The sequence below is a fragment of the Catalinimonas alkaloidigena genome, assembly GCF_029504655.1.
Classification (GTDB): Bacteria; Bacteroidota; Bacteroidia; order Cytophagales; family Cyclobacteriaceae; genus Catalinimonas; species Catalinimonas alkaloidigena.
Genome location: NZ_JAQFIL010000001.1, coordinates 3709680 through 3730722, shown reverse-complemented (window position 1 = coordinate 3730722; position 21043 = coordinate 3709680). Strand labels below are relative to the sequence as shown.

Annotated in this window: 18 protein-coding genes; 7 read left to right on the top strand and 11 right to left on the bottom strand. The window is 42.9% G+C overall.

The genetic code is table 11. From position 1 onward, the window contains the following. From OKW21_RS15200 to OKW21_RS15185, 4 genes are all read left to right on the top strand, one after another. Entirely contained in the window at nt 1-1497 is a 1497-nt protein-coding gene (locus tag OKW21_RS15200) for a RagB/SusD family nutrient uptake outer membrane protein (protein WP_277480559.1), read from the top strand. A 64-nt stretch (nt 1498-1561) separates the two neighbouring features. Next, the gene (locus OKW21_RS15195) at nt 1562-2743 is read left to right on the top strand and encodes a glycoside hydrolase family 27 protein (RefSeq protein WP_277480557.1); all 1182 of its coding nucleotides are present in this window, start codon (nt 1562-1564) and stop codon (nt 2741-2743) included. A 106-nt stretch (nt 2744-2849) separates the two neighbouring features. Next, nucleotides 2850-4157, top strand: coding sequence for a nucleoside hydrolase-like domain-containing protein (locus OKW21_RS15190; protein ID WP_277480554.1), 1308 nt, complete (start codon nt 2850-2852; stop codon nt 4155-4157). Between the two features lie 30 nt (nt 4158-4187). Then, complete coding sequence (locus OKW21_RS15185) at nt 4188-6383, top strand: hypothetical protein (protein ID WP_277480551.1); 2196 nt, start codon at nt 4188-4190, stop codon at nt 6381-6383. Nucleotides 6384-6792: 409 nt separating this feature from the next. On the opposite strand, the gene OKW21_RS15180 is transcribed toward OKW21_RS15185, so the two are convergent. The 9 genes from OKW21_RS15180 to OKW21_RS15140 all read right to left on the bottom strand — a co-directional run bounded on the left by OKW21_RS15180 (nt 6793) and on the right by OKW21_RS15140 (nt 14968). Further along, entirely contained in the window at nt 6793-7986 is a 1194-nt protein-coding gene (locus OKW21_RS15180) for a hypothetical protein (RefSeq protein WP_277480548.1), read from the bottom strand. A gap of 24 nt (nt 7987-8010) precedes the next feature. After that, a complete protein-coding gene (locus OKW21_RS15175) occupies nt 8011-8727 on the bottom strand; it encodes an ABC transporter ATP-binding protein (protein WP_277480545.1) in 717 nt (238 codons plus the stop codon). An 11-nt stretch (nt 8728-8738) separates the two neighbouring features. Then, on the bottom strand, nt 8739-9956 hold the full coding sequence (locus OKW21_RS15170) for an ABC transporter permease (RefSeq protein WP_277480543.1): 1218 nt from the start codon (nt 9954-9956) through the stop codon (nt 8739-8741). A 27-nt stretch (nt 9957-9983) separates the two neighbouring features. Continuing rightward, the gene (locus OKW21_RS15165; protein ID WP_277480539.1) at nt 9984-11198 is read right to left on the bottom strand and encodes an ABC transporter permease; all 1215 of its coding nucleotides are present in this window, start codon (nt 11196-11198) and stop codon (nt 9984-9986) included. Nucleotides 11199-11208: 10 nt separating this feature from the next. After that, a complete protein-coding gene (locus OKW21_RS15160) occupies nt 11209-11952 on the bottom strand; it encodes an outer membrane lipoprotein-sorting protein (protein ID WP_277480533.1) in 744 nt (247 codons plus the stop codon). Between the two features lie 277 nt (nt 11953-12229). Next, nucleotides 12230-13195, bottom strand: coding sequence for an MlaD family protein (locus tag OKW21_RS15155; protein ID WP_277480530.1), 966 nt, complete (start codon nt 13193-13195; stop codon nt 12230-12232). A gap of 11 nt (nt 13196-13206) precedes the next feature. Continuing rightward, on the bottom strand, nt 13207-13983 hold the full coding sequence (locus OKW21_RS15150) for an ABC transporter ATP-binding protein (protein ID WP_277480526.1): 777 nt from the start codon (nt 13981-13983) through the stop codon (nt 13207-13209). Then, nucleotides 13980-14756, bottom strand: coding sequence for an MlaE family ABC transporter permease (locus tag OKW21_RS15145; protein WP_277480524.1), 777 nt, complete (start codon nt 14754-14756; stop codon nt 13980-13982). Before OKW21_RS15145 ends, OKW21_RS15150 begins: the two co-directional genes overlap by 4 nt. A 47-nt stretch (nt 14757-14803) precedes the next feature. Further along, on the bottom strand, nt 14804-14968 hold the full coding sequence (locus tag OKW21_RS15140; protein ID WP_277480521.1) for a hypothetical protein: 165 nt from the start codon (nt 14966-14968) through the stop codon (nt 14804-14806). Nucleotides 14969-15358: 390 nt separating this feature from the next. On the opposite strand from OKW21_RS15140, the gene OKW21_RS15135 reads away from it, so the two are divergent. Then, complete coding sequence (locus OKW21_RS15135; RefSeq protein WP_277480518.1) at nt 15359-16714, top strand: MBL fold metallo-hydrolase; 1356 nt, start codon at nt 15359-15361, stop codon at nt 16712-16714. Between the two features lie 214 nt (nt 16715-16928). Next, a complete protein-coding gene (locus OKW21_RS15130; protein WP_277480515.1) occupies nt 16929-17759 on the top strand; it encodes a universal stress protein in 831 nt (276 codons plus the stop codon). 70 nt (nt 17760-17829) lie between these two features. On the opposite strand, the gene OKW21_RS15125 is transcribed toward OKW21_RS15130, so the two are convergent. Then, nucleotides 17830-19371: a hypothetical protein gene (locus OKW21_RS15125; RefSeq protein WP_277480512.1), complete on the bottom strand. Its 1542-nt coding sequence runs from the start codon at nt 19369-19371 to the stop codon at nt 17830-17832. A gap of 149 nt (nt 19372-19520) precedes the next feature. Next, nucleotides 19521-20132: a phosphoribosyltransferase gene (locus tag OKW21_RS15120; protein ID WP_277480509.1), complete on the bottom strand. Its 612-nt coding sequence runs from the start codon at nt 20130-20132 to the stop codon at nt 19521-19523. A 524-nt stretch (nt 20133-20656) separates the two neighbouring features. Here OKW21_RS15120 and OKW21_RS15115 point away from each other — a divergent pair. Beyond that, nucleotides 20657-20917 (top strand): phosphoribosylpyrophosphate synthetase, encoded by a 261-nt coding sequence (locus OKW21_RS15115; protein WP_277480507.1) that lies wholly within the window; start codon nt 20657-20659, stop codon nt 20915-20917. Nucleotides 20918-21043 lie beyond the last annotated feature (126 nt).

Below are 21043 nucleotides of genomic sequence, written 5' to 3'. Positions count from 1 at the left end.
ATGAAAAATATAATAAGTATCATCTCCTTAAGTTTAGTATTGGTAGTTATCAGCGCCTGTAAAGAAGATTTTCTTGAACAGGAATATAAAAACGGCCTGGTAGATGTTAATTTCTTTCAAAAACCTGAACATGCTGAAAAAGCGCTCACTGCTGTGTACGATGTGTTGGGTTTTGAAGGTCAGTACATCCTAACACGCATGGCATTAGGGTCCTCTGCTGCTGATGATATTGTAGAGCTGCATGGTGATTTTAGCCGGGTAGGTACAGGTTTTATTGAACTGGATGGATACAACTGGCATTCCAGTAGCAGGTACATCATGGATCATTGGTATTCCAGCTACAAAGGAATAAAGCGAGCCAATGATGTTATCCACAATGTCATGGATATTCCAGGAATGGATGAGGTGAGTGCAGGCCGTTTTGTGGCTGAAGCCAAAGCATTACGTGCGCTTTTTTATTATAACCTGGTCACTGTTTTTGGCGATGTTCCTTTGCTGACAGCATCTGTATCTCTGGAAGATTCTAAAAATGTAAGCCGTGATCCTGCCAGTGAGGTATGGAGACAGATTGTTACTGACCTCAATGAGGCAAAAGAAATCTTACCTGCAAGTTACGACAGCGCTGATTTGGGTAGGGTGACCACTGGTTTTGCGAATGCCCTGCTATCCCGGGTATACTTATGGACTGGAGAGTATGAAAAAGCCATTGCCGCTGCCGCTGCTGTTACAGGCTATGTTCTGGAGCCCATTTATGCCCAATTGTTTAATGGTGAAGCCGAAAGCGGACAGGAGTCTATTTTGGAAGTGATGAATGCTTCTGGCAGTCCAAGTGAAAACATATGGAGAACAGAAGACAGTGAAGTAAATAGAAGTATTTATACCGGACCAGTGTTTGCCTGGTCTCACTTCATGCAACCTTCCCGGGATTTTATTGACAACGCTTTTGAAGAAGGTGATGTAAGACGAGGTGATGATGTTATCCTGGACCACCGAGAAGGTGACACTTATGATATTAACGGTGATGGTGTCATAGATGAGAATGATGAAATCCCAGCTAATGCTCCGGTGGATGCCCATAATTTGAAATATGTAAAAAAGGGAGCTGATTTGACTTCTGGTGGTGTTTGGATAGGCGAGCTTCAAACAGTGAATGTTATCATTATGCGATATGCGGAAGTGCTGCTCAATAAAGCAGAAGCTTTGAACGAGTCGGGGCGCAGTGAGGAAGCCCTTGCCCCCCTGAATCAGGTAAGAGCCAGAGCAGGCCTGGACCCAGTTTCTACCACTGATCAGAATCAGCTTCGCGATATTATTTTACACGAACGGGCAGTAGAATTTTGCTTTGAAGGCCATAGATTCTTTGACCTGAAGCGTACCAACAAACTAGACGAAGTACTGGGTGACCTGGGCTTTATCGCGGGCAAACATGAGGTTTTTCCTATACCTCAAACCGAAATTGACCTTACCGAAATTTCTCAAAACCCCGGGTATAATTAATAAATCAAATTGCTCATGAATGTCTCTCCGGTGGGGGCATTCATGAGATCTCTTAATTTTGCAAATGATGCTAAGAACATCCCTAAGCTTGTTGCTAACCCTTTTTCTTGCCTTAAATACCTCACTGGCACAGAAGAAAGCGCAGATTGCCTTAACCCCTCCCATGGGGTGGAACAGCTGGAACTGCTTTCGTGAAAATGTTTCTGAAGACAAAATCAAAGCCATTGCTGATGCCATGGTTTCTTCCGGCATGCGGGATGCAGGCTACGAGTATATTATTATAGATGATGGCTGGATGACCGATCAGAGAGATGAAGACGGACATATTATCGTCAATGCTGAGAAATTTCCCAGCGGCATGAAGGCATTGGGAGATTATATCCATAGCTTAGGGTTGAAATTTGGAATATATTCTGCGCCGGGCCGTTATACCTGCCAGAAACTGATGGGCAGTTATGGTCACGAACAAATTGATGCAAATGACTACGCGAGCTGGGGAGTGGATTATCTAAAATATGACTGGTGTAACTATCCCGGCACCCGCGAACAGGCCATGAATACGCCCGCTGAAGACTGCCGTCAGGCTTATGAGCTTATGCGTGATTGCCTAAAAAATACCGGACGACCTATCCTCTACAGCGTACATAGCACCTGCTCCGGTGAGCGAAAAAACTCCTTCCCCTGGGTAGTAGATGTGGTACACATGCATCGCTCGGGGGATGACATCAAAGACAACTGGGACAGAATGCTATACTGCCTGGAAAGCACCAGCAAACTCTGGCCTTATGCCGGACCGGGCTTCTGGAATGACCCGGATATGCTGGAAGTTGGGAACACTACGCAGGAAAGACTATGGGGCGGGATAGACAGCACCAAGATGACCACACTGGAATACAGAACACACTTTAGTATGTGGTGTATGGTAGCAGCTCCCCTTATTGCAGGTAATAACCTGAGTACAATGAAAGATGAAATTGTACAGATTCTTACCAATAAAGAATTGATTGCAGTCAATCAGGATGCGCTGGGCAAACAGGGGAGGCGCATAAGAAATGAGGGAGAGGTGGAGGTATGGGTAAAAGCACTGGCTGATGAAAGATATGCTGTGGCCCTCTTCAATCGAAAAGACAGCCCGGCAGATATTAGCTTTCATTGGGATGAGTTAGGCATTAGTGGGCAGCATCAGATCAGAGACCTTTTGCTACACAAAGACCTGGGTACATTTTCCCAAAGCTATACCCGGTAAAAAAATCCAGCCTCATGATGCTTTGATATTATTGGTTGAATAAATAGTTTATACTAAATCCACAACACTCTACATGAAATTAATGCAATTCTTTTGCTGGCTCTCAATGTGCTTTATTTGCCCTATACTGACTGCACAGGAACTTGCCAAGCCTCGCGTCATTGTCACTACCGATGGAGAATTTGATGATCGCTGCTCTATGGTACGCTTCTTACTGTATGCCAATGAATTTGATGTTAAGGGCATCATCCACTCAAGCTCCAAATTTCACTGGAAAGGTAATGACAGCATCGCTGCCCATCAGTGGGCGGATGTATCCTGGATGGATAAGCATATGAAAGCATACGAAAGCGTGTATCCAAACTTGCTACAACACGATAAAGAATTTCCATCTCCTGCTTACCTCAAAAACCAGATTTTTGAAGGAAATATTGAGTTTAGCGGCGACATGCTGCGGGAAACGGCTGGCTCTAACCGTATTGTAGAAGTACTTTTGGAAGATGATCCCTCTCCAGTCTGGTTACAAGCCTGGGGTGGCTCCAATACCATTGCCCGTGCTTTAAAAACCATAGAAGAAAAGCATCCCGACAAAATGCAAAGCGTAGCGGAGAAAGCCCGTGTTTTTCTGATCTTGTTACAAGACGATACCTACGAAACTTACATTGCGAAGCACTGGTCTGATCTTCAGCTAATATTAAGTACTTCCTTTGAGAGCATTGGTTACCCCTGGAAGAAAAGGGTACCCGAGGCAGAAAGTAAATATTATTTAGGAGCATGGATGAATGAGAACCTGTTATATCATCATGGGCCATTATTAGACATTTATCAGGATCATTTATATGGAGATGACCGAACCAGCGGAGACTTTATTTCTGAAGGAGACTCACCGGCTTTTATGCATGTAATTCCTACCGGCTTGAGAGGCAGCCAGCATCCAGGCTGGGGCTCCTGGGGCGGACGCTTCCGTTGGCAGGATAGCCTTTGGGTAAGCGCTCCTGACGATGAGAATATTTTTAAAGCTGTATATCGCTGGATTCCACATTACCAAAAAGATTTTGCTGCCCGGGCCGACTGGTGTGTTCTGCCTTATGAGGAGGCCAATCACCCTCCTGAGGTAAAATTGAATGTGAAGGAAGAACAGACAGTCACAGCCGGAAGCACGATACAACTGAGCTTGAAAGACTCTACTGATCCTGATGGTGATGCTCTTAACTACCGCTGGTGGCACTACAATGATGCCGACAGTTATGCTGAAAAAATAGCTATTGAAAATGCTGATCATAACATAATAAACTTCAGGATACCAGCAGATGCACAAGTCGGCGATTCCATCCACCTGATCGCAGAAGTGACTGATCAATCTTCGCCAGCATTAACAAGGTATAAGCGAATTGTTTTTCATATCACTGAGTAAACATAAAGAATAACCAATCAATCGTACTGCATGCTAAGAATAAAACTGTTCCTAACTTCTTCACTATTCGTATTATGTATCTCAACGGCTGGGTATGCACAAAAATTAGTTCCGTCTCAACATCCCAGAGTCTACATCAATCAAGACGATATAAGCACTTTACAGCAGAAGGCAAAGTCAGAGAAATTTGAGGCACTATGGTTTGAAATTCAACAAATGAATCATCCTTTTGCCAGGGCTCTTAAAGCATTGCTCACTGAGGATCGTCAGCTGGCCGCCCAGGCTGCGATAGACTTCCTGCCTTTGCTTCAGAAAAATACGAATGGACGCAGTCCGCTCAATCCTATGCAACTGGGGGCCTGCATATACGATTGGTGTTATGATGTGATGTCCGATACACTGAAATCAGCATACATCCGGGAGTTTAAAAGGATTGCCTCATTGCATGAACCATACTTCCCTGCACAAAAAGGCCACGGAAGCATTGTAGGCCATAATTGCGAAGGCTGGCTTATGTCAGATCAGCTGCCTGCCGGCCTGGCGATTTATGATGAAGATCCGGTGATGTACGATTCTGCTGCACTGGTTTTTCAGGAAGAATTTGTGCCAGCCAGAAACTTCTTTTATCAGGCACATATGCATCATCAGGGAGATTCTTATATCGCTACGCGCATGATACACGATTTGTTTGCTGCCTGGCTGTACAAAAAAATGGGATATCAGGCTTTCTCAGCCGATCAACAGTTCATGGCATACCAGCTTATTTATCACTACCGTCCTGATGGACAGCAGATGCGTAGCGGTGATACTTATGATGATGCCGGAAATGACCAGGGAGGTAGGACTAAAGGCATCAACCACAAAGCTGTAATGATGATGTTAAGTGCAGCACTTTACAATGATCCTTATCAACTGGATATGATGAGCCGCTTTTTACTCCATGATCTGGAAAAAGTGTTTGCTTTCATCTTTTTACCAATAGACTATCAAACTAAATCCATTGCTGAGCTACCTCATTCAAAATATTTTCCCCAGCCTATGGGTGAAATGGTAGCCCGTACCGGCTGGGATATGGGTGTGAATAGTGATAATGCGCTCATCCATATGCGTATTGGTAATTATTTTTTTGGAAACCATCAGACGAAAGATTTTGGCACATTTCAAATCTACTATAAAGGGCCTTTGGCAATTTCATCAGGGGTTTATGAAGGAAAAAATCAAGGTTATGGCGGAGCGCACTGGCTGAATTACCATCATCAGACTATCGCAAAAAATGGCCTGCTTGTTTATGATCCTGATGAAGTGATGGATAAAAACAGTGCCAATGACGGGGGGCAGCGATGGCCTAATCATGGCAAAGACCATCCGGAAAATTTAGAATATCTATTGAATCCGGAAAATGGATATGAAATGGGTGAAGTCACTGCGCATGCTATTGGCCCTGATGCCGATCAGCCTCGCTATAGCTTTATAGCCGGTGACATTAGTAATGCCTATTCATCCGACAAGGTAAGCATGCTAAGCCGATCCATGCTTACCATCAATACCAACAATCCTGATTTTCCAGCCCTGTTTTTTGTATTTGATCGTGTAGAGGCTGTAAAAGCAACATTCAAAAAGACCTGGCTGCTGCATAGCATACAAGAGCCAGTTATCGTAGGCAGTTCGTTTTCTGTTGAAAGAAAAGGGGTGGAGTTCAGAGGTAAAGGTCTGTATCATGGAAAGTTAATTGCCCAAACCATCTTGCCTGAGCAGCCGGAAATCAGAAAGATAGGAGGTAAAGGGAAAGCTTTTTGGGTAGAGTCAAGTCAAACAAATTACGCCATTGAGAAGGAGAATCCTGCCTCAGAAGAGGGGGAATGGCGGATTGAAGTTTCTCCTGGCAAAGAAGAAATAAGCGATCTCTTTTTTCATGCCATGGGAGTAACTAATGCTGATAACGAAAAGCCCCTGGAGTTTAAAAAAGTTGTTTCACATAATCTAAAGGGCGTAGCCGTACTGGATTATGTGGTTTATTTTAATCAAAATTCTGCCCTGTTAAGCCAGGCTGAATTTGAGTTGGCACATAAGTGCCTCGGGGTGTTTGTCGCTGGCCTGAAAGCGGGGAACTGGGTGCTTGAAAAGGATGGAGGAGAGGTCTTAACCTTAAAAATTGATGCACAAGCAAAATCCGCCTACCTACCCAATGTAGATAAAGGAAAATACACTTTAAGAGCTATTCAATAACCAGGCGTCTGAGCAAATACCAAAGTGTTTTAGTTATGTGTCCTTGTCGTAAAATATAAAAGGTAACAACTAAGAAAAATTCCTGAGGAAAGGGAGGCTTTCTTTATCGGCAGCTTTCATACTGACCAAGAAAAAAATCATTATTTATCAGCTTGCATAAAAAGTTTTTCAAGCAGCAATTTTGTCATGTTGAGCTATGTTTATCAACTTTTGCCAGCGATTGCTTTTTTGGAAAGCTGAAAACGGGCAGTTTGTTATTCATTTCTTATAGTCCAATTTTGTCCCAATCTATGTACAGCGTTTAAACTTTTACGGCATTTTTACATCAACGCTATCTATATGATACAGCTTCAATTCTATTGACTAAATTGTATGGGCATAACAAATAGTAATTCTATCATTTGAAACGCTAAAAACTCCATCGCAAACGTATGAACAAACTTTTGGCCAGGGCATGGTATTGTTTGTTTTCAGTAGTAAAAAAGAGTTGTCCAATCATATCAACTTCCCAATTGCTGCTCAGGGATAGACTCACCATTGGATTCCAGTATGTAGCATGGTCACCCGGAAAATATATGCTTGCAAGTCCTCCACTCAATAATGGATGAAAAGAGTAGGTGCTCTGCATAAATAAGGAATATCGGTAAGGTGATAGGTCTCTGGCAGTAAGTTTGCCCCGGGTGAAAGAGAAAAAGAGAAAATCATCAGGGTGCATATTGCCATCTGTATTTAGCAATGCCGACAAATGAAAGTATAGTGAGCTTTCAAAAGAATAATCGGCAGAGAGTGAGGCCAGCAGGGCAGGGGACAGATGACTTGTTGTATAAGGGTGAAAATAGGACACTTCTCCTTTGAAGCCAGCATCTTTGAGGTTGCCAGCCCAGCCCAATCCCAACGCAATATCTTCCCGGGATTTGCCGCCCAGCAACTGAATATCATAATTCCATCGGTTGAGTTGCCACAAGCCGGCAATCACCATCTGGTCAAAATCTTCATGGAAGGTAGTCGCAATCTCCACACTGGAAGCAAAGCCGGTATACCTTTTTATTCTGAGTGCATCACTGCCGGGGCGTTCTTCATAGTCAAAGTCAAAAAAAGAATAGGCGTTGAACAAGTCATTTGGGTTCCATACCAGGTTTTTGCCCCAATTGATACGCTGCCGCCCCACACGTACTTCCCACTCATTTTTGTACCACTCCAGGTAAGCCCGGTCAATCATAGTGTGAATTACCCATTTTTCTCTGTCTACAACAATTGCCGAAAGATCAAGATAATCATTATTGATATCTATCAGTTCGCTGTAGTTGGGAAGTGTATTTACCAGGTCTCCAAAAAACATCCGGTTCCGAATTTCCAGATAAGCATTAAGGGAAGGAGCAGGGAACCATTTGAAATTAAGACGGTTGTGCACCAGATTGTCTACCATTGTATTCTCCAGACCATCTATCTGCATTATGGAGACCATGTCTTTTACATAGCCGTGAAGACTCCATTTTTTTTGTTCTTTCATACTTTCTTCCTGAGCGATCAGCGGAGCTATGCCTCCTCCACTAAACAGGCATACTAAAAGCATCAGTTGCCTTACAGATGTTCTGTATTTCATAGAAAGATTATACATGAAACGAATTTATACCCCTTGTTTCTGCTGCTCTACTGTAAGGTCAGACTCAATTTGTCCGTCAACGAGTCGGATTACACGGCGAGCACGATCGATCACCCGTTGGTCGTGCGTAGAAAAAATAAAGGTCATATGTTCATCTCTGTTCAACCGGGCCATCATATCAAGGAGATTTTCGGTAGATTTTGAATCCAGGTTGGCTGTAGGCTCGTCGGCCAGCACAAACTGCGGTTTGGAGGCCAGTGCCCGTGCAACTGCTACCCTCTGTTGTTGCCCTCCGGATAATTCAGAGGGACGGCTGTTCATGCGGTCTTCCAGGCCCACTTCTTTCAGTAATTCCACCACCCGCTGGTCTCTTTCCTGCCGGGATTTTTTCTGAAGCAACATCACAAACTCTATATTTTCTTTGGCAGTTAATACCGGAATCAGATTAAAAGCCTGGAACACAAAACCGATATTGTTTAAGCGGAAGTCAATCAGTCGGTTTTTTTTCATAGTAGATATGTCAATACCATTCACATACACCTTACCAGAAGTAGGGTAATCCAAGCCTCCTATAAGATTGAGCAAGGTAGTCTTTCCTGAGCCTGATGGACCTACCAGGGCGGTAAATTCTCCTTTTCTTATCTTGAGGCTTACCCCGTTTACCGCCTTTACCGGAACGACATGATCGGCATACACTTTGCTAAGATTCTCGGTAGAGATGACTTCTTTTTCCTGATCCATAGTAAGCTTTTTTATATTTTTCTGATGGCTACTACCGGATTAAGTCTTATTGCAGTAATGGCCGGATAAATAGAAGCCAGCAAGGCAGCAACAGTAACCATGAACATAATTCTTATATAGTAAATATTGTCCAGCTCGGGATAGATAATCGGGTTAAATCCATAAGCTGCATAGCCTTCCTGATAAAGCCCTGAAAGGTCCATACCATACTGCCCCAGCAGTTGATTGGTAATATAGGCCAAGAGCAGACCAATGGGGGCGGCGATCATCACCAGGAATATGCTTTCAAGTGAAACCATTCCAAATAACTTAGTTCTATTCATGCCAATAGCCATCAGCATACCGATTTCCCGCACGCGTTCCAGTACCGCCATCAGCATGGTATTTACAATGCCAAAAGACAGGGCCATCAGGATGATGATGAGAAATATGATCATGTACTGATCCAGAGATTCAATCATATACCTCAGCTCAGGGGCCAGCGCTTTCCACGTTTCAATCTGTAACTCAGGGTGCTGCTGCTGCAGGGAGCCTTGAAATTCTTCCAGCCTGTTGGGATCATTGAGCAAGACCGCTACCTCATGAAATTCGTGCTGTAATCCCAGGAGGGAACGAAGGTCCTGTGCCTTCAAAAACAGATGGGTTTCATCATAGGTGGTGTTGGAGGTTTTGTAGATGCCAGCAATCCGGAAAGCTCCTGCCACAATATGTCCTGAGGTATCCTGAAATGTAAGAACGATTTTTGAGCGTACTTTTACGTTCAGCTTGTCAGCCAGTTTTTCTCCAATAACGATGCGGTTGTTTTCTTCGTTCTCCAGATAGCTCCCCTCGATGATCTTGTCTTGTAGGCCGGTCACTGTCTGCTCCGCCTCAGGGGAAATACCAATAAACTGCCCTCCGGTGCTGCTGATGGCGGAGGCTACCATCCCGGATGCCAACACCCTTGCTGAGGCAGCCTTGACCTGTACATCATTGCGAACCTCTTGCAAAATACCATGGCTTTTAGGAATGAAAAATCTTGGGTTATTGTCCTTCTCAAATTCCGGATGGTGCACCTGTAAATGAGATATTTCATTCTCGATAGCATCTTTCAGGCGCTGCTCAATGATGCCAAAAGCATAAGCCATAATGAAGGTTCCTGCCCATAGTCCCAGGGCTACTGAGGTGATGACCAGAAAACTTCTCGTCTTGTTTCTCCAAATATTTCGCCAGGCAATAAGCAGTAGCATAATAAGTCATGTTTACAATAGATTTCCTCACCCCCTCATGGCAGATACCGGGTCTAGCCTCCCTATTTTGATCATAGGGTAAATAGACAGTGCCAATGCGATACACAGCACGACCACTGTTTGTGAGTAAAAGATCATCGGTTTTACAGAAAAATAGAAGATAGGCTCAAAGCCAAAGTTTTCATAAGCCTCAGAAAGTTCTCCAGTAATTCTGATAGGAAAATTATAAAAGTAAAATACAACAGGAAGGCTCAGTAGCATCCCTGCCAATGCTCCCAGAATCGCTATCAGTATGTTCTCAAGAATAACGATAGAAGATAACTTGAGTCTACGCATCCCAATGGCTACCAGCACTCCAAACTCAAACTGTCGTTCAACGGTCATCATCAGGATAGTGCCGAAGATGCCGAAAGTAATAAGCAGGTAGAGCACAAAGAGGAAAATATTGTTTTCCGCTCTTTCTCCCTGAATGATCTGATCCAGTTCGGGCATCATGGTTTGCCAGCTCATGAACTCATACTCTTCCCCCAGACTGGCAGCCAGCTGTTGGGCTACTGATTGAGAATTATTGATATCATCTATCTGCAGTACCAAGGCAGTTGCTCTTTGCTCAGCGGCAAAAAGCCATTGGGCTTCTGCTATAGGGAGATATACCAAAAGCTTGTTGAGTTCAGGGGAAGCAAAACTGACTAAGCCCTGAATGGGATATTTGCCGGCGGCACTGGCACCATGAAACCCCTGTCCAATCAGTACCAAAGTATCTCCTACACTTATCTTGAGATATTCGGCTAAGCCTTCTGAAAGCAGCACCCCCCGGTCCTGTTGCTCGAGATATTTGCCTGCTATAAGTTTATCTTCCAGGGAAGTAACCGAAGACTCTCCTTCCGGGGCGATGCCCACTACCATACATCCCCGGGAAAATCCTTCTGATGCCGCCAGGGCAAATGATTCCAGGCGGGGAACAAGCTGGTTCACTTTCTCATCAAGAAGAATTTCCTGTAAATGTGAGGAATTGATTTCAAAGGTGTTGTCAATCGTTTTTTCATTCCAGTAGCCCTTTTTGTGCACCTGTACAGCACCGGTATAATAGCTTACTACGTTTTCCTGCATTTTGTCCAGCATCCCTTCTTTTACCGAGTTCAGTAGAATAGCCAACAAGACGGCAAAAATGATGGAAGCCATAGTGATAAAGGTTCTACGTTTGTTGCGCCACAGGTTGCGCCATGCCAGTGTGAGGAACATGTTCATATTGCTACTGTACCCGTTTCATATTTTGTAAAGAGAAAAAACTTTCTTCCAATGGGATGTCGTAATCTACGGTATGATAGCGCATCACCGTTTTATGTCCCTCTTTGTCTACCGGTATGTATTCCATAACCGAAGGCAACTCACGTCCGTCCAACTCCTTAATTTCTGAAAATACCACTTCATTGATCAAAAAACCTTCTTCATCATAAAGTTCAGAGCGGAGTTCTATGTACTCGCTTTTGTCTATCCAGCTATAGATCTTTCCCCACACCACCGGAGCTCCCTCCTTGGGCAGCAGTTCTATTTTGTAGCACGCTCTTCCCAGGATGACAGAGTCGCCAACAATTTTATGGGTGTAGTCCTCTACAATGGAAGATTCTTTGATCAGGTCATCATTGGTAAAGTCAGAACCCATCCACGACTGCATCATCATAGAAGGAGGTAGTTTGATATTTCTGTCAATGGAAGAAACCCAGTTCCAAATTTCATTTTTCCGTTTCAGAAACACCGTACCCTTGTCTCTTACCGGTGCGGTAATCAGAATAAGAGCGTTTTCGGTTCCTTTTGACCATGTTTTGACCGACATATCGCGCGACCAGGAAGGGCGGATGATGGAAATGGTAAGTTCTGCCATTGAAGTTTCCCCCCTACGCTTTTCATTAGTCTTATTTACGATTTCCTTGGCGTCAGGAAGCTGCTTTTGAAAAGCAAACAGTGAAACAAATATTCCCGGTATTAAGATGATCATGCAGAAACGTAGCATATGAACTGATTTTCTTAAAGTTAAACAAAGCAGCAAGGGATATGAATGATCTATGTCATCGCGCTGAATGATCTTCTTAAGCTTTTAGAAACTGATCGACAAAGTTTTCTATTTATCATCCAACCTGCATAAAAAAATCTAGCAGGATGGGCCTGAGAAAAGTGTTTCTATAAACCAGAATTATCGTTTTATATCACCAACCAGTGACCTTCATCATGATGAATATGTATCGGTTGAACACTTAGTATAGGCTTTGTTATTACTAAGGCTTTAGTCTTTCCTGTTTCTTAAAGTAGCGACGGAGCAGGACGCTGTGCTGTAAAGCTTCCATATTTTCATTGAACAAGCCAATGCCGGTGTGAATCTCATCAAGGCTGGTCTGCATTTCATTAGCCATTGTACTATCGCTGATCAGCAAGCCCGCCGTACCTTTTCCTGCTTCTATACCTTTTACCATCAGGTTGATGTTCTGCGCTACTTCTGCGATTGCTTCGCTGGAGGCTTGTAGCTTTCTTATGGTATGCTGAAGTTGCCATACTGTCAGCGTATCTTCCGCTAAAAAACCAATGATACCAGAGCCGCGGTTAATTTTGACAGCTGTACTTTTAAGTTCATTTATGGTGGCTGCTGCTCCTTCACTGGCTTGGGAGAGATTATGCAAAGTTTGTTGCAGACTCAGCGCAAAAGGTTTGTCATGAATGAGCATTCCTACTGTACCCTCACCCTTATTGATATGGTTGGTCATGGTAACCAGGTTTTGGGTAAGGGTTGCTACATTTTCATTTGAGATGCTTAGTGTTCTCAGCAATGCATCTGTATCTATATTTGATTGCGAAACAATCCAGTCATTAATTTCCACAGGAAGAGCATTGCCAGTACCAGGTCTTATATTGATGATTACGTTGCCTACCAATCCATCGGTACCTATGGTAGCCACAGCATTTTTCTTGATATAGTTTCTCACACCTTCACGAACAAGCATATCCACCTGAATGGCAGAGTCACTGACAATTGTGATGCGCTTTACAATACCCACATCAATACCTGCGAAACGTACACTGTTGCCTTCTCTCAAACCGTTTACATCTGCAAAGCGGGTACTGAGTTGAAAGCGGGTATTGAACATATTACGCTGGTTCCCTATCAGGTACAAGGCTACAATTAGAAAGATAAGCCCGAGCATCACAAAAATACCTAGCTTAATTTTATGGTGGGTTTCTTGGCTCATAGGAATATGGTTTACAGAAAAAAACCTTTTACTTTAGGATCGTCTGATTGAGATAAACCTTCATACGTTCCCTCAGCATAGTTTGTGCCACCGGATAAGATTACCATCCTATCTGCCGTAATATTGGCGCAATCCATATCGTGCGTAATGATTATGGATGATGTATGGTGCTGCCCTTGTACTCTCCTTATGAGTTCACTGATTTCTTTTGCTGTGATAGGATCCAGTCCGCTGGTAGGCTCGTCATAGAGAATGATTTTGGGGTTCAGCATAAGCGTACGGGCCAGTGCAATTCTTTTCTTCATTCCGCCTGATAATTCAGAAGGCATAAGGTCTACTGCTTCGGGTAAACCAACACTTTCTAAAACGGCTTCCACTTTCATATTGATTTCTTGTTTGCTTTGCCTGCTATGTTTACGTAAGGGGAAACATAGGTTTTCACGCACTGTCATGGAATCATAGAGGGCGCCCCACTGAAACAAAAAACCAATCTTACGACGAAGATCATCTAAATTGTTACGTTCTAAATGAGCAACATTTTTCCCCAATACGTAAATCTCTCCTGCATCTGTGGGGATCAAGCCAACAATACACTTGATCAATACAGACTTACCAGAACCTGATCTTCCCAACACAACCAGATTTTCTTCTTCGCAGAGCGTCAGGTTAAAGTCTTGAAGAACCGGATGACTACCAAAGGATTTGTGGAGATGAAGGATTTCAATTACCACCGAACGGGTGAATGGCCTGCTAGGGGAATACTCTTCAGTGACTGCTGTCTTTATCATAATTCATAAAAAATATCCGCGACCAGTACAGCCAGTAAATCAAGCAGGAACACCAGCATAGAAGCCATTACTACTGCAGTATTCGCAGCAGCACCTACGCCTTCGGTCCCTTTTTCAGAACAGTAGCCTTGATAACAGCCAACCAGACCTATGGCAAATCCAAAGAAAAAAGATTTTCCAATGGAGGGGATGATATCTCCGAAATGAAGATTGGCAAATACCTGGTTAAAATACAAAGTCCATCCTACACCACCTTTTATGTTTTCTACCAGAAAAGATCCTACCAGCGAGATGATATCGGCAAAGATTACAAGCACGGGCAACATGAGCGTGGCTGCCAGCACGCGGGTCACTACCAGGTACTTGAATGGATTATTACCAGACACTTCCATGGCATCAATCTGCTCAGTTACTTTCATAGAGCCCAGTTCTGCACCTATGCTGGATCCTACCTTGCCGGCACAGATCAGTGCTGTAATGACCGGCCCTATTTCCCGAACGATAGAAATACCTACCATAGAGGGCATCCACGACTCGGCACCAAACTCAATCAGTGTGGGCCTTGATTGGAGCGTTAATACTACTCCCATAATGAAACCTGTGGTTCCTACCAAAGGCAGCGATTGATACCCAATGCGATATGACTGTTTCATGAGTTCATCAAACTCATAAGGCGGTCTGAAAAGCTCTTGCAAGAAGTCTTTAGCGAATTGTGAAAGTTCGGCAGTTATGATCAAATACTGCCTTAATTGCTTTGGTAAGAAGGTAAACACAGGTTTTTTAATAAAAAGGTGGTAAAGGTATAAATCCTGCCTGCTGTTTAGTCAGTAGTGATTGTCTTTTCGTAAAACTGCTCCAGAAGGAAACTGATGCCTGCTAAGGCGAGCAAAGGAAGGGCATATAACAGCAATACTTTTCGGGTATTGTTATGCAGTAATCTGTCCTGCCAGCTAAGGCTTGGCTTTTTCTTTAAGGTGAGTTTCATAACTATAATATTTAAAGTTCAAGCGATCAGAGTTAATTTCCCTACATATACTGTATATTTCAATGATATAAGTCATTGGTATGGATAATTAGTGATGGAGTGGATGACCAGGGTAGAAGAACTATTACAGGATAATACAAACCCTATAATTAAATGATATGATTTAGGTCACTGATTGTGATGATTAGGATCATTCCAAATAAGGATTTTTTAGTCGTTATTTATCTACATACAAATGCTTGAAATCCGGAAAGTTTCATCCCCTGCTACCCTGGAAAAATAAAGGAACATCGTCATCAGGTAAAATTTTGAAATTCCTTTGAATGGGTTGGAATAGCTGAAAGCTGAACTGTAATAAATGTCATATTTAATCTTTAAAAGGCAAATACCATGGAAGTAAAGCAGTTTTATGACGAAGCATTGGCGCAAGGCTCTTACGCTATTCTGAGCGAGGGGGAAATAGCGCTTATTGATCCGGGCAGAGATCCCCAAGCTTACCTGGATTATGCCCGGGAACATAGTGCCCAGATAGTAGCGGTGTTTGAAACCCATCCTCATGCCGATTTTGTAAGCAGCCATCTGGAGTTTTACGAAAAGCATGGTGCCGTCATCTATATCAACTCCAAAGTAGGGGTTTCCTATCCCCATCATGCAATGGATGACAGAGAGGAAGTAAATATTGGAAAAGTAAAAATACATGCTCTATACACACCCGGACATTCGCCCGACCACAATTCTTATCTGCTGCTTGACGAACAAGCTCATCCCTATTCAGTTTTTACCGGAGATACCTTATTTGTGGGGGATGTAGGCAGACCAGATCTAAGAGAAGGTGCGGGAATGATCCATGCTAAACGTGAAGAACTGGCACATCAAATGTATCATACCATTCATCAGGTTTTTAAGAAATTGAATGATGAAGTGATCGTGTATCCAGCCCATGGCGCGGGTTCACTCTGTGGTAAAAATATGCGCGCAGAAACTTTTAGTACTATCGGAGAAGAAAAGAGACACAACTGGGCCTTTCAGGTTACGGATGAAAATAAGTTCGTAGAATTTTTACTGGATGACCAGCCCTACATACCACAATATTTTCCCTATGATGTTGAAATTAACCGTACAGGGGCAGCTCCCCTGGAAGAAAGTATCAAAGGAATTCCTCAACATCATGAGGCAGCCTCATTGGAAGCGGGCTTGCCGATAGTAGATGCAAGAGCAGAAATGCTGTTCAAAAAAGGACATTTAAAAGGAGCAATTAATATACAGGAAGGAGAGAAGTTTGAAACCTGGTTAGGTTCCATCATTTCTCCTGATAAGCAGTTCTATTTGCTGGTAAATGACGAGGCTCAGCAGGAAAGGCTCATAAGGCGAGCAGCCAAGATTGGCTACGAAACACAAATCAAAGCCATCATCACTGCACCGCACTATTTCCAGGAAAGGAGTCAAATCTTAGATGTAGAAAATTTAAGACTACATCCGGAAATGTATACCATTATAGACGTGCGAGCGACTTCTGAAGTAGTAGGGAAAAGAATATTCTCCCACGCCATTAACATTCCTTTAGCAGAATTACGACAGCGAATTTCGGAAATACCTCTTGATAAGCCAGTGGTGGTACATTGTGTTGGAGGGTATCGCTCTGAGATTGGAGCCAGCATACTGGAAGGTATACTCCTGGAAACAAAAGTATATGATCTGGGAGAAGAAGTGAACAGGTTTCAGGCAGCTTCGGCTTCACACACATAGCTTAAGCTTTCGTTTTTTCTCTAGGTGTTAAAGAACTCTATAAGCGCTCTTACGCTACTTTGAGTAAGCAGGATTTGAGCATATATGGTCAATGCAGGGCTTAAAAAGAGAAAAATGATGGCACTATATTTTTTCAATGTTCTGAATCACAGAGTGTAGTGATGTAAGTCATTTCTATAGAATGGATAGAAATTTGTTTACCAGAAAATTTAGCATGAAATCCTTCAAACGTATACTTGTGCCTACTGACTTCTCTGAAACAGCAAACAATGCGCTCATCTATGCTATTGATTTTGCACGCCAGGCAGGTGCAGAACTCCTGCTGTTGCATGCTTATCAGCTCCCTGTACCACCTTCCTATCATTATCCTGTGGGTTATTATGAAGCTGTTAAGCCTGAAGAGTTTAAGAAGGCAGCAGACAAAAGGATGAAAATCCTGCAGCAGGATTTCCTTTATGCTCCCAAAGTTCCTTTTGAGTGCATCACCAGACTGGGGGCAGCTACAAATAGTATTGAAAGTATAGCTACAGAGAGGAATGTGGATTTGTTGATCATGGGCAGCCGAAAAGCTGCAGGTGCAAAAGCCTGGTTTGGAAGTGTAACCACCCATACCGTGAAGCATAGCATGGCCCCGGTATTGGTCATTCCTCAGGAAGTGCGATTCAATCCTCCTCAAAAGCTGGTATTGGCCACTGACCTGCTTCCTATCCAGCATCTCAAAGTACTGGATACGCTTAAAGTAATGGCCAGGCTGTTTAAAGCCAGCATAGAAGTTTTGCACATCCATCCGGAAAAAGAAGAGTATACTCGGCAACAAACGAAATTTCGTGAGACTTTAAGTACTTATCTGGGTGATGCGACTGACATCATCCATCTCAGGCATGAACATGTGAACGAAGGTATTCAACAGTTCCTGGATAAAAATCAGGCAGATATGCTGGTAATGCTATCTCAGCAACATGGACTTTTAAATCAGCTGATGCATAGCAGCAAAACAAAGTACATGATTTTCCATACTCATAAACCATTGTTGGTGCTTAAATAAATAGTGATTGCCTGCTTCAGGCTGTCAGAACCACTGTGCAGCTCAAATATCCTGGCTTAGGATAGATTTTTCATCGCCTGAAAAAATCATCTATCGGTTCATTGACCAGAATTACTATGTCAAAGTCTTCTGACAATTGACGGTGAAACTCAGGGGAGTGGGGGAAGATTTTTCGTGCTAACCACTCTATTTCTTTAGAAGAGAGCTTTTCTTTCCGTAAATCTAAAAGGTAAGCATTACGCCCTGTTTCGCGCTCTGCCATAGGAAAACGTTTTTCAAGAAATGGTGCGATAGGCTCCTCTTCAAAATGATAACTACCTACGGCTATGGCCAGATACTGTTCCTGATACCGCTTATGTAAGTATTGACCTAATGAACCTGCTGTACCGCGCCCCATTTCCTGATTAGGTACCCAGGCAATAAGCTGTAAATCAGTACTGCTTGTATCCATCCAGTCAAAGTAATGGCTGATTTCACGGCTAATGCGCTGGTAATAGCCTTTTAGATGGGATAGGTTTGTGATGTAGCGATTGATAACTTCTAGTGCCTGCTCAGCGGCTTCCCGCTCGGGTAGAGGTAAGTCCGGTAAGTTATCATGCACACTGCAGAGCGTAAGTAAAAGATACTCCTGATAGGAAGGGGAATCATAATAGTACAGTCCCCAGATTTTTTGCAGGCTTAGAAGCTCCCGTATATTTTTTACTAAAGTGTCTACTTCCTGTTTCCATAGCGTGTCAGCATGCTTAGCTACAATATTTTCTAATCTGCTAAGGCTTTGGGGCACATCTTCATGTTGATAAGCCATTAAAACTACTTCAGGATGATCATAGCTCCAGTCCAAGACCCGGGCTACTTCTATGTCATAATCACTTTCTACTTGCGTTAACCCTTTGTTGACATAGCGGTTGATTTGTTCGGCACGATTAGAATCCAACTGAAAGGCCATGACAGAAAAATCTGTATTGGGTAATAAATACTGGGCTATGCGAAAACGACTTTCAAATGTGAGCAGGGAATTGTGTCCAATACCGATGGCTTTTTTACCCTTTACAAACCGCTTGAGCGAATCCAGACCGCTTATTGAACGCGTATGTACAGGTATGGCATGCTTCTTCAGCCATTGTCTTGCACTCTGCTCTGAGAGCGGGAGATTAGTCATCAGTTGTTGAAAGGTTTGGGGATATAGCAAAGTAGTATATACTGTTCCTACATAGCCTTGCCAGCAGGGAGCAGTGACACGGTTTACCCCTTTCAAACTGGGTTCTACCCAATAAATGCCGTTGATGACGAAGGCAAATTCAGTGTCGGTCAAGCCTATGGAAGCGAGTGGCAGTGAGGTGCGATAAACTGCATCCTCAGTTTTGTTCATCTGGTATTCATCGGTATTCCATTCGTTGAACCCAGCGGTAAGTGCTACACTGAAAATGCTGATGGCGGACAAAGGGATGACATTCTCATTATTTTCCTGGACGGCAAAGTGATGATCAGCAGGACGAAATTCAAAGATAATACTATCTTCCTTTGTATAATAACCCACTAAGGAAAGCTGCTGACTTAATCCCATCGTGGGCAAAAGAACCGTAAAGAACAGGATGTATTTCAAGTATTTCATAATAATAGGGTTAGATAGAATAGGACGCCAGATGTAAAAGGATAAATTTTGAAGGATATCTGATCCATGTTTTCAAAAAATCATCTGGCATCCAGTATCTGATTGATGAATACATTATTTGTCAAAAACCGTGTGCTTCTACAAATTGATTATTGCAAGAGGGTGATAACTTCCTCATCTGTCACCTGAGGAAACGCTTCATAATATTGGCTAACTGCCTGAAAATTGCTCGAGACCTGCAAGCAAAATACGGCATCAACTTCATTGAATATTTTAGAATAGGCATCCTCAGAAGCTACCGGAATAGCTACCACTAGCTGTTTAGGATTTTCCTTCTCTGTCAGGTTAATAGCAGCCAGCATACTACTTCCGGTTGCCATGCCATCATCTATCAGCATCACAGTTTTATTGTTTAGCTTAACAGGCTTTTTGCTTCCTCTGTAGAGCAGGTATTTTTCCTTGATAACTTTTTCTAAGCGGTGAACCTCATTTTCAATATATTCACCAGAAATATCTCCCTGGCTATTGATAACATAGCCAGAGGTACTTACAGCGCCTAAAGCAAACTCAGGATAAAAAGGATGCTTGATTTTTTTAACAATGGCAACATCCAGAGGCCAGTGCAGATGATCCGCAATATATCTTGCAACAGGTACACCACCCCGTGGTAATGCCAACACAACTCCGTTCGCTACATCTCGATATTGATTTAGCGCTTTCAACATTTGCACAGCTGCATCTCTTCGGTCAAGATATTTCATTTATCGTATAGCATTTATTTTAAAAATAAAGATGTGTTGCCACTTTTAAACAGACCTAAGTCATGGCTTCCGATGATCTTAGTCAGTGCAAAAAATAAATCGGCTTTGTATATCTCCAGAACTTTATAGTGGTGCATGCTGCTGATTGTACATATTTAGGTATGAAAACTTGACCTTCTTACTGAAAAAAAGTTGCGCATAAGCTAAACCCTTCAGCTCATTTGAATGACGTGATTTTGAGGATGGGGACTACAAATGTCGCCTGCTGGTGAATGTACGAGCCCTGAAAGTACAGGGTCCCGCCTGGACATCAAACAGCTAATTAGATTATCATAGCCTTTATGGAAAATACAGGAGTAAAGACAGACAATGGGAAAAAACTATCGCTGGGGAGGTAATAGACAGAGCGATGATGCAATTTATCTTAAGAATGATTTAGATCATTCCTCAGGCAATATATAAACCATACCTTCCATCAGCTGATAGTAGAAAATCAATATACCCACTCTTTTAAATTAAGCTTTATGAATACGATGAGCAGTACCATGAACGATCTACGCAAACGTGGATATGTTGAAGATTTCAGGCTTGAGAAACTAGGATTACAGCATACTGATAGCAAGCTGCAAATCAGACCGGAGGAATTCGTCATTGATGAGGTGTATGGGTATGAGGGTATGCCAAACCCTGAGGATGAAGGGGTGCTTTACGCTATTACTTCTGCTAAGTACCATCTTAAAGGAATACTGAGGAATACGGGTCAGTGGATATGGGATATACTCTGATGAGCTGACCGATTAACCAGTGGAAAAATTATGCAAAATAAAAGAGCTGCTGACAGAAAGGTTCAGGCTCTTTCTATAGGAAAGATTCCCTTCTTCTAATAGATGATATCATATTTTCAATGATAC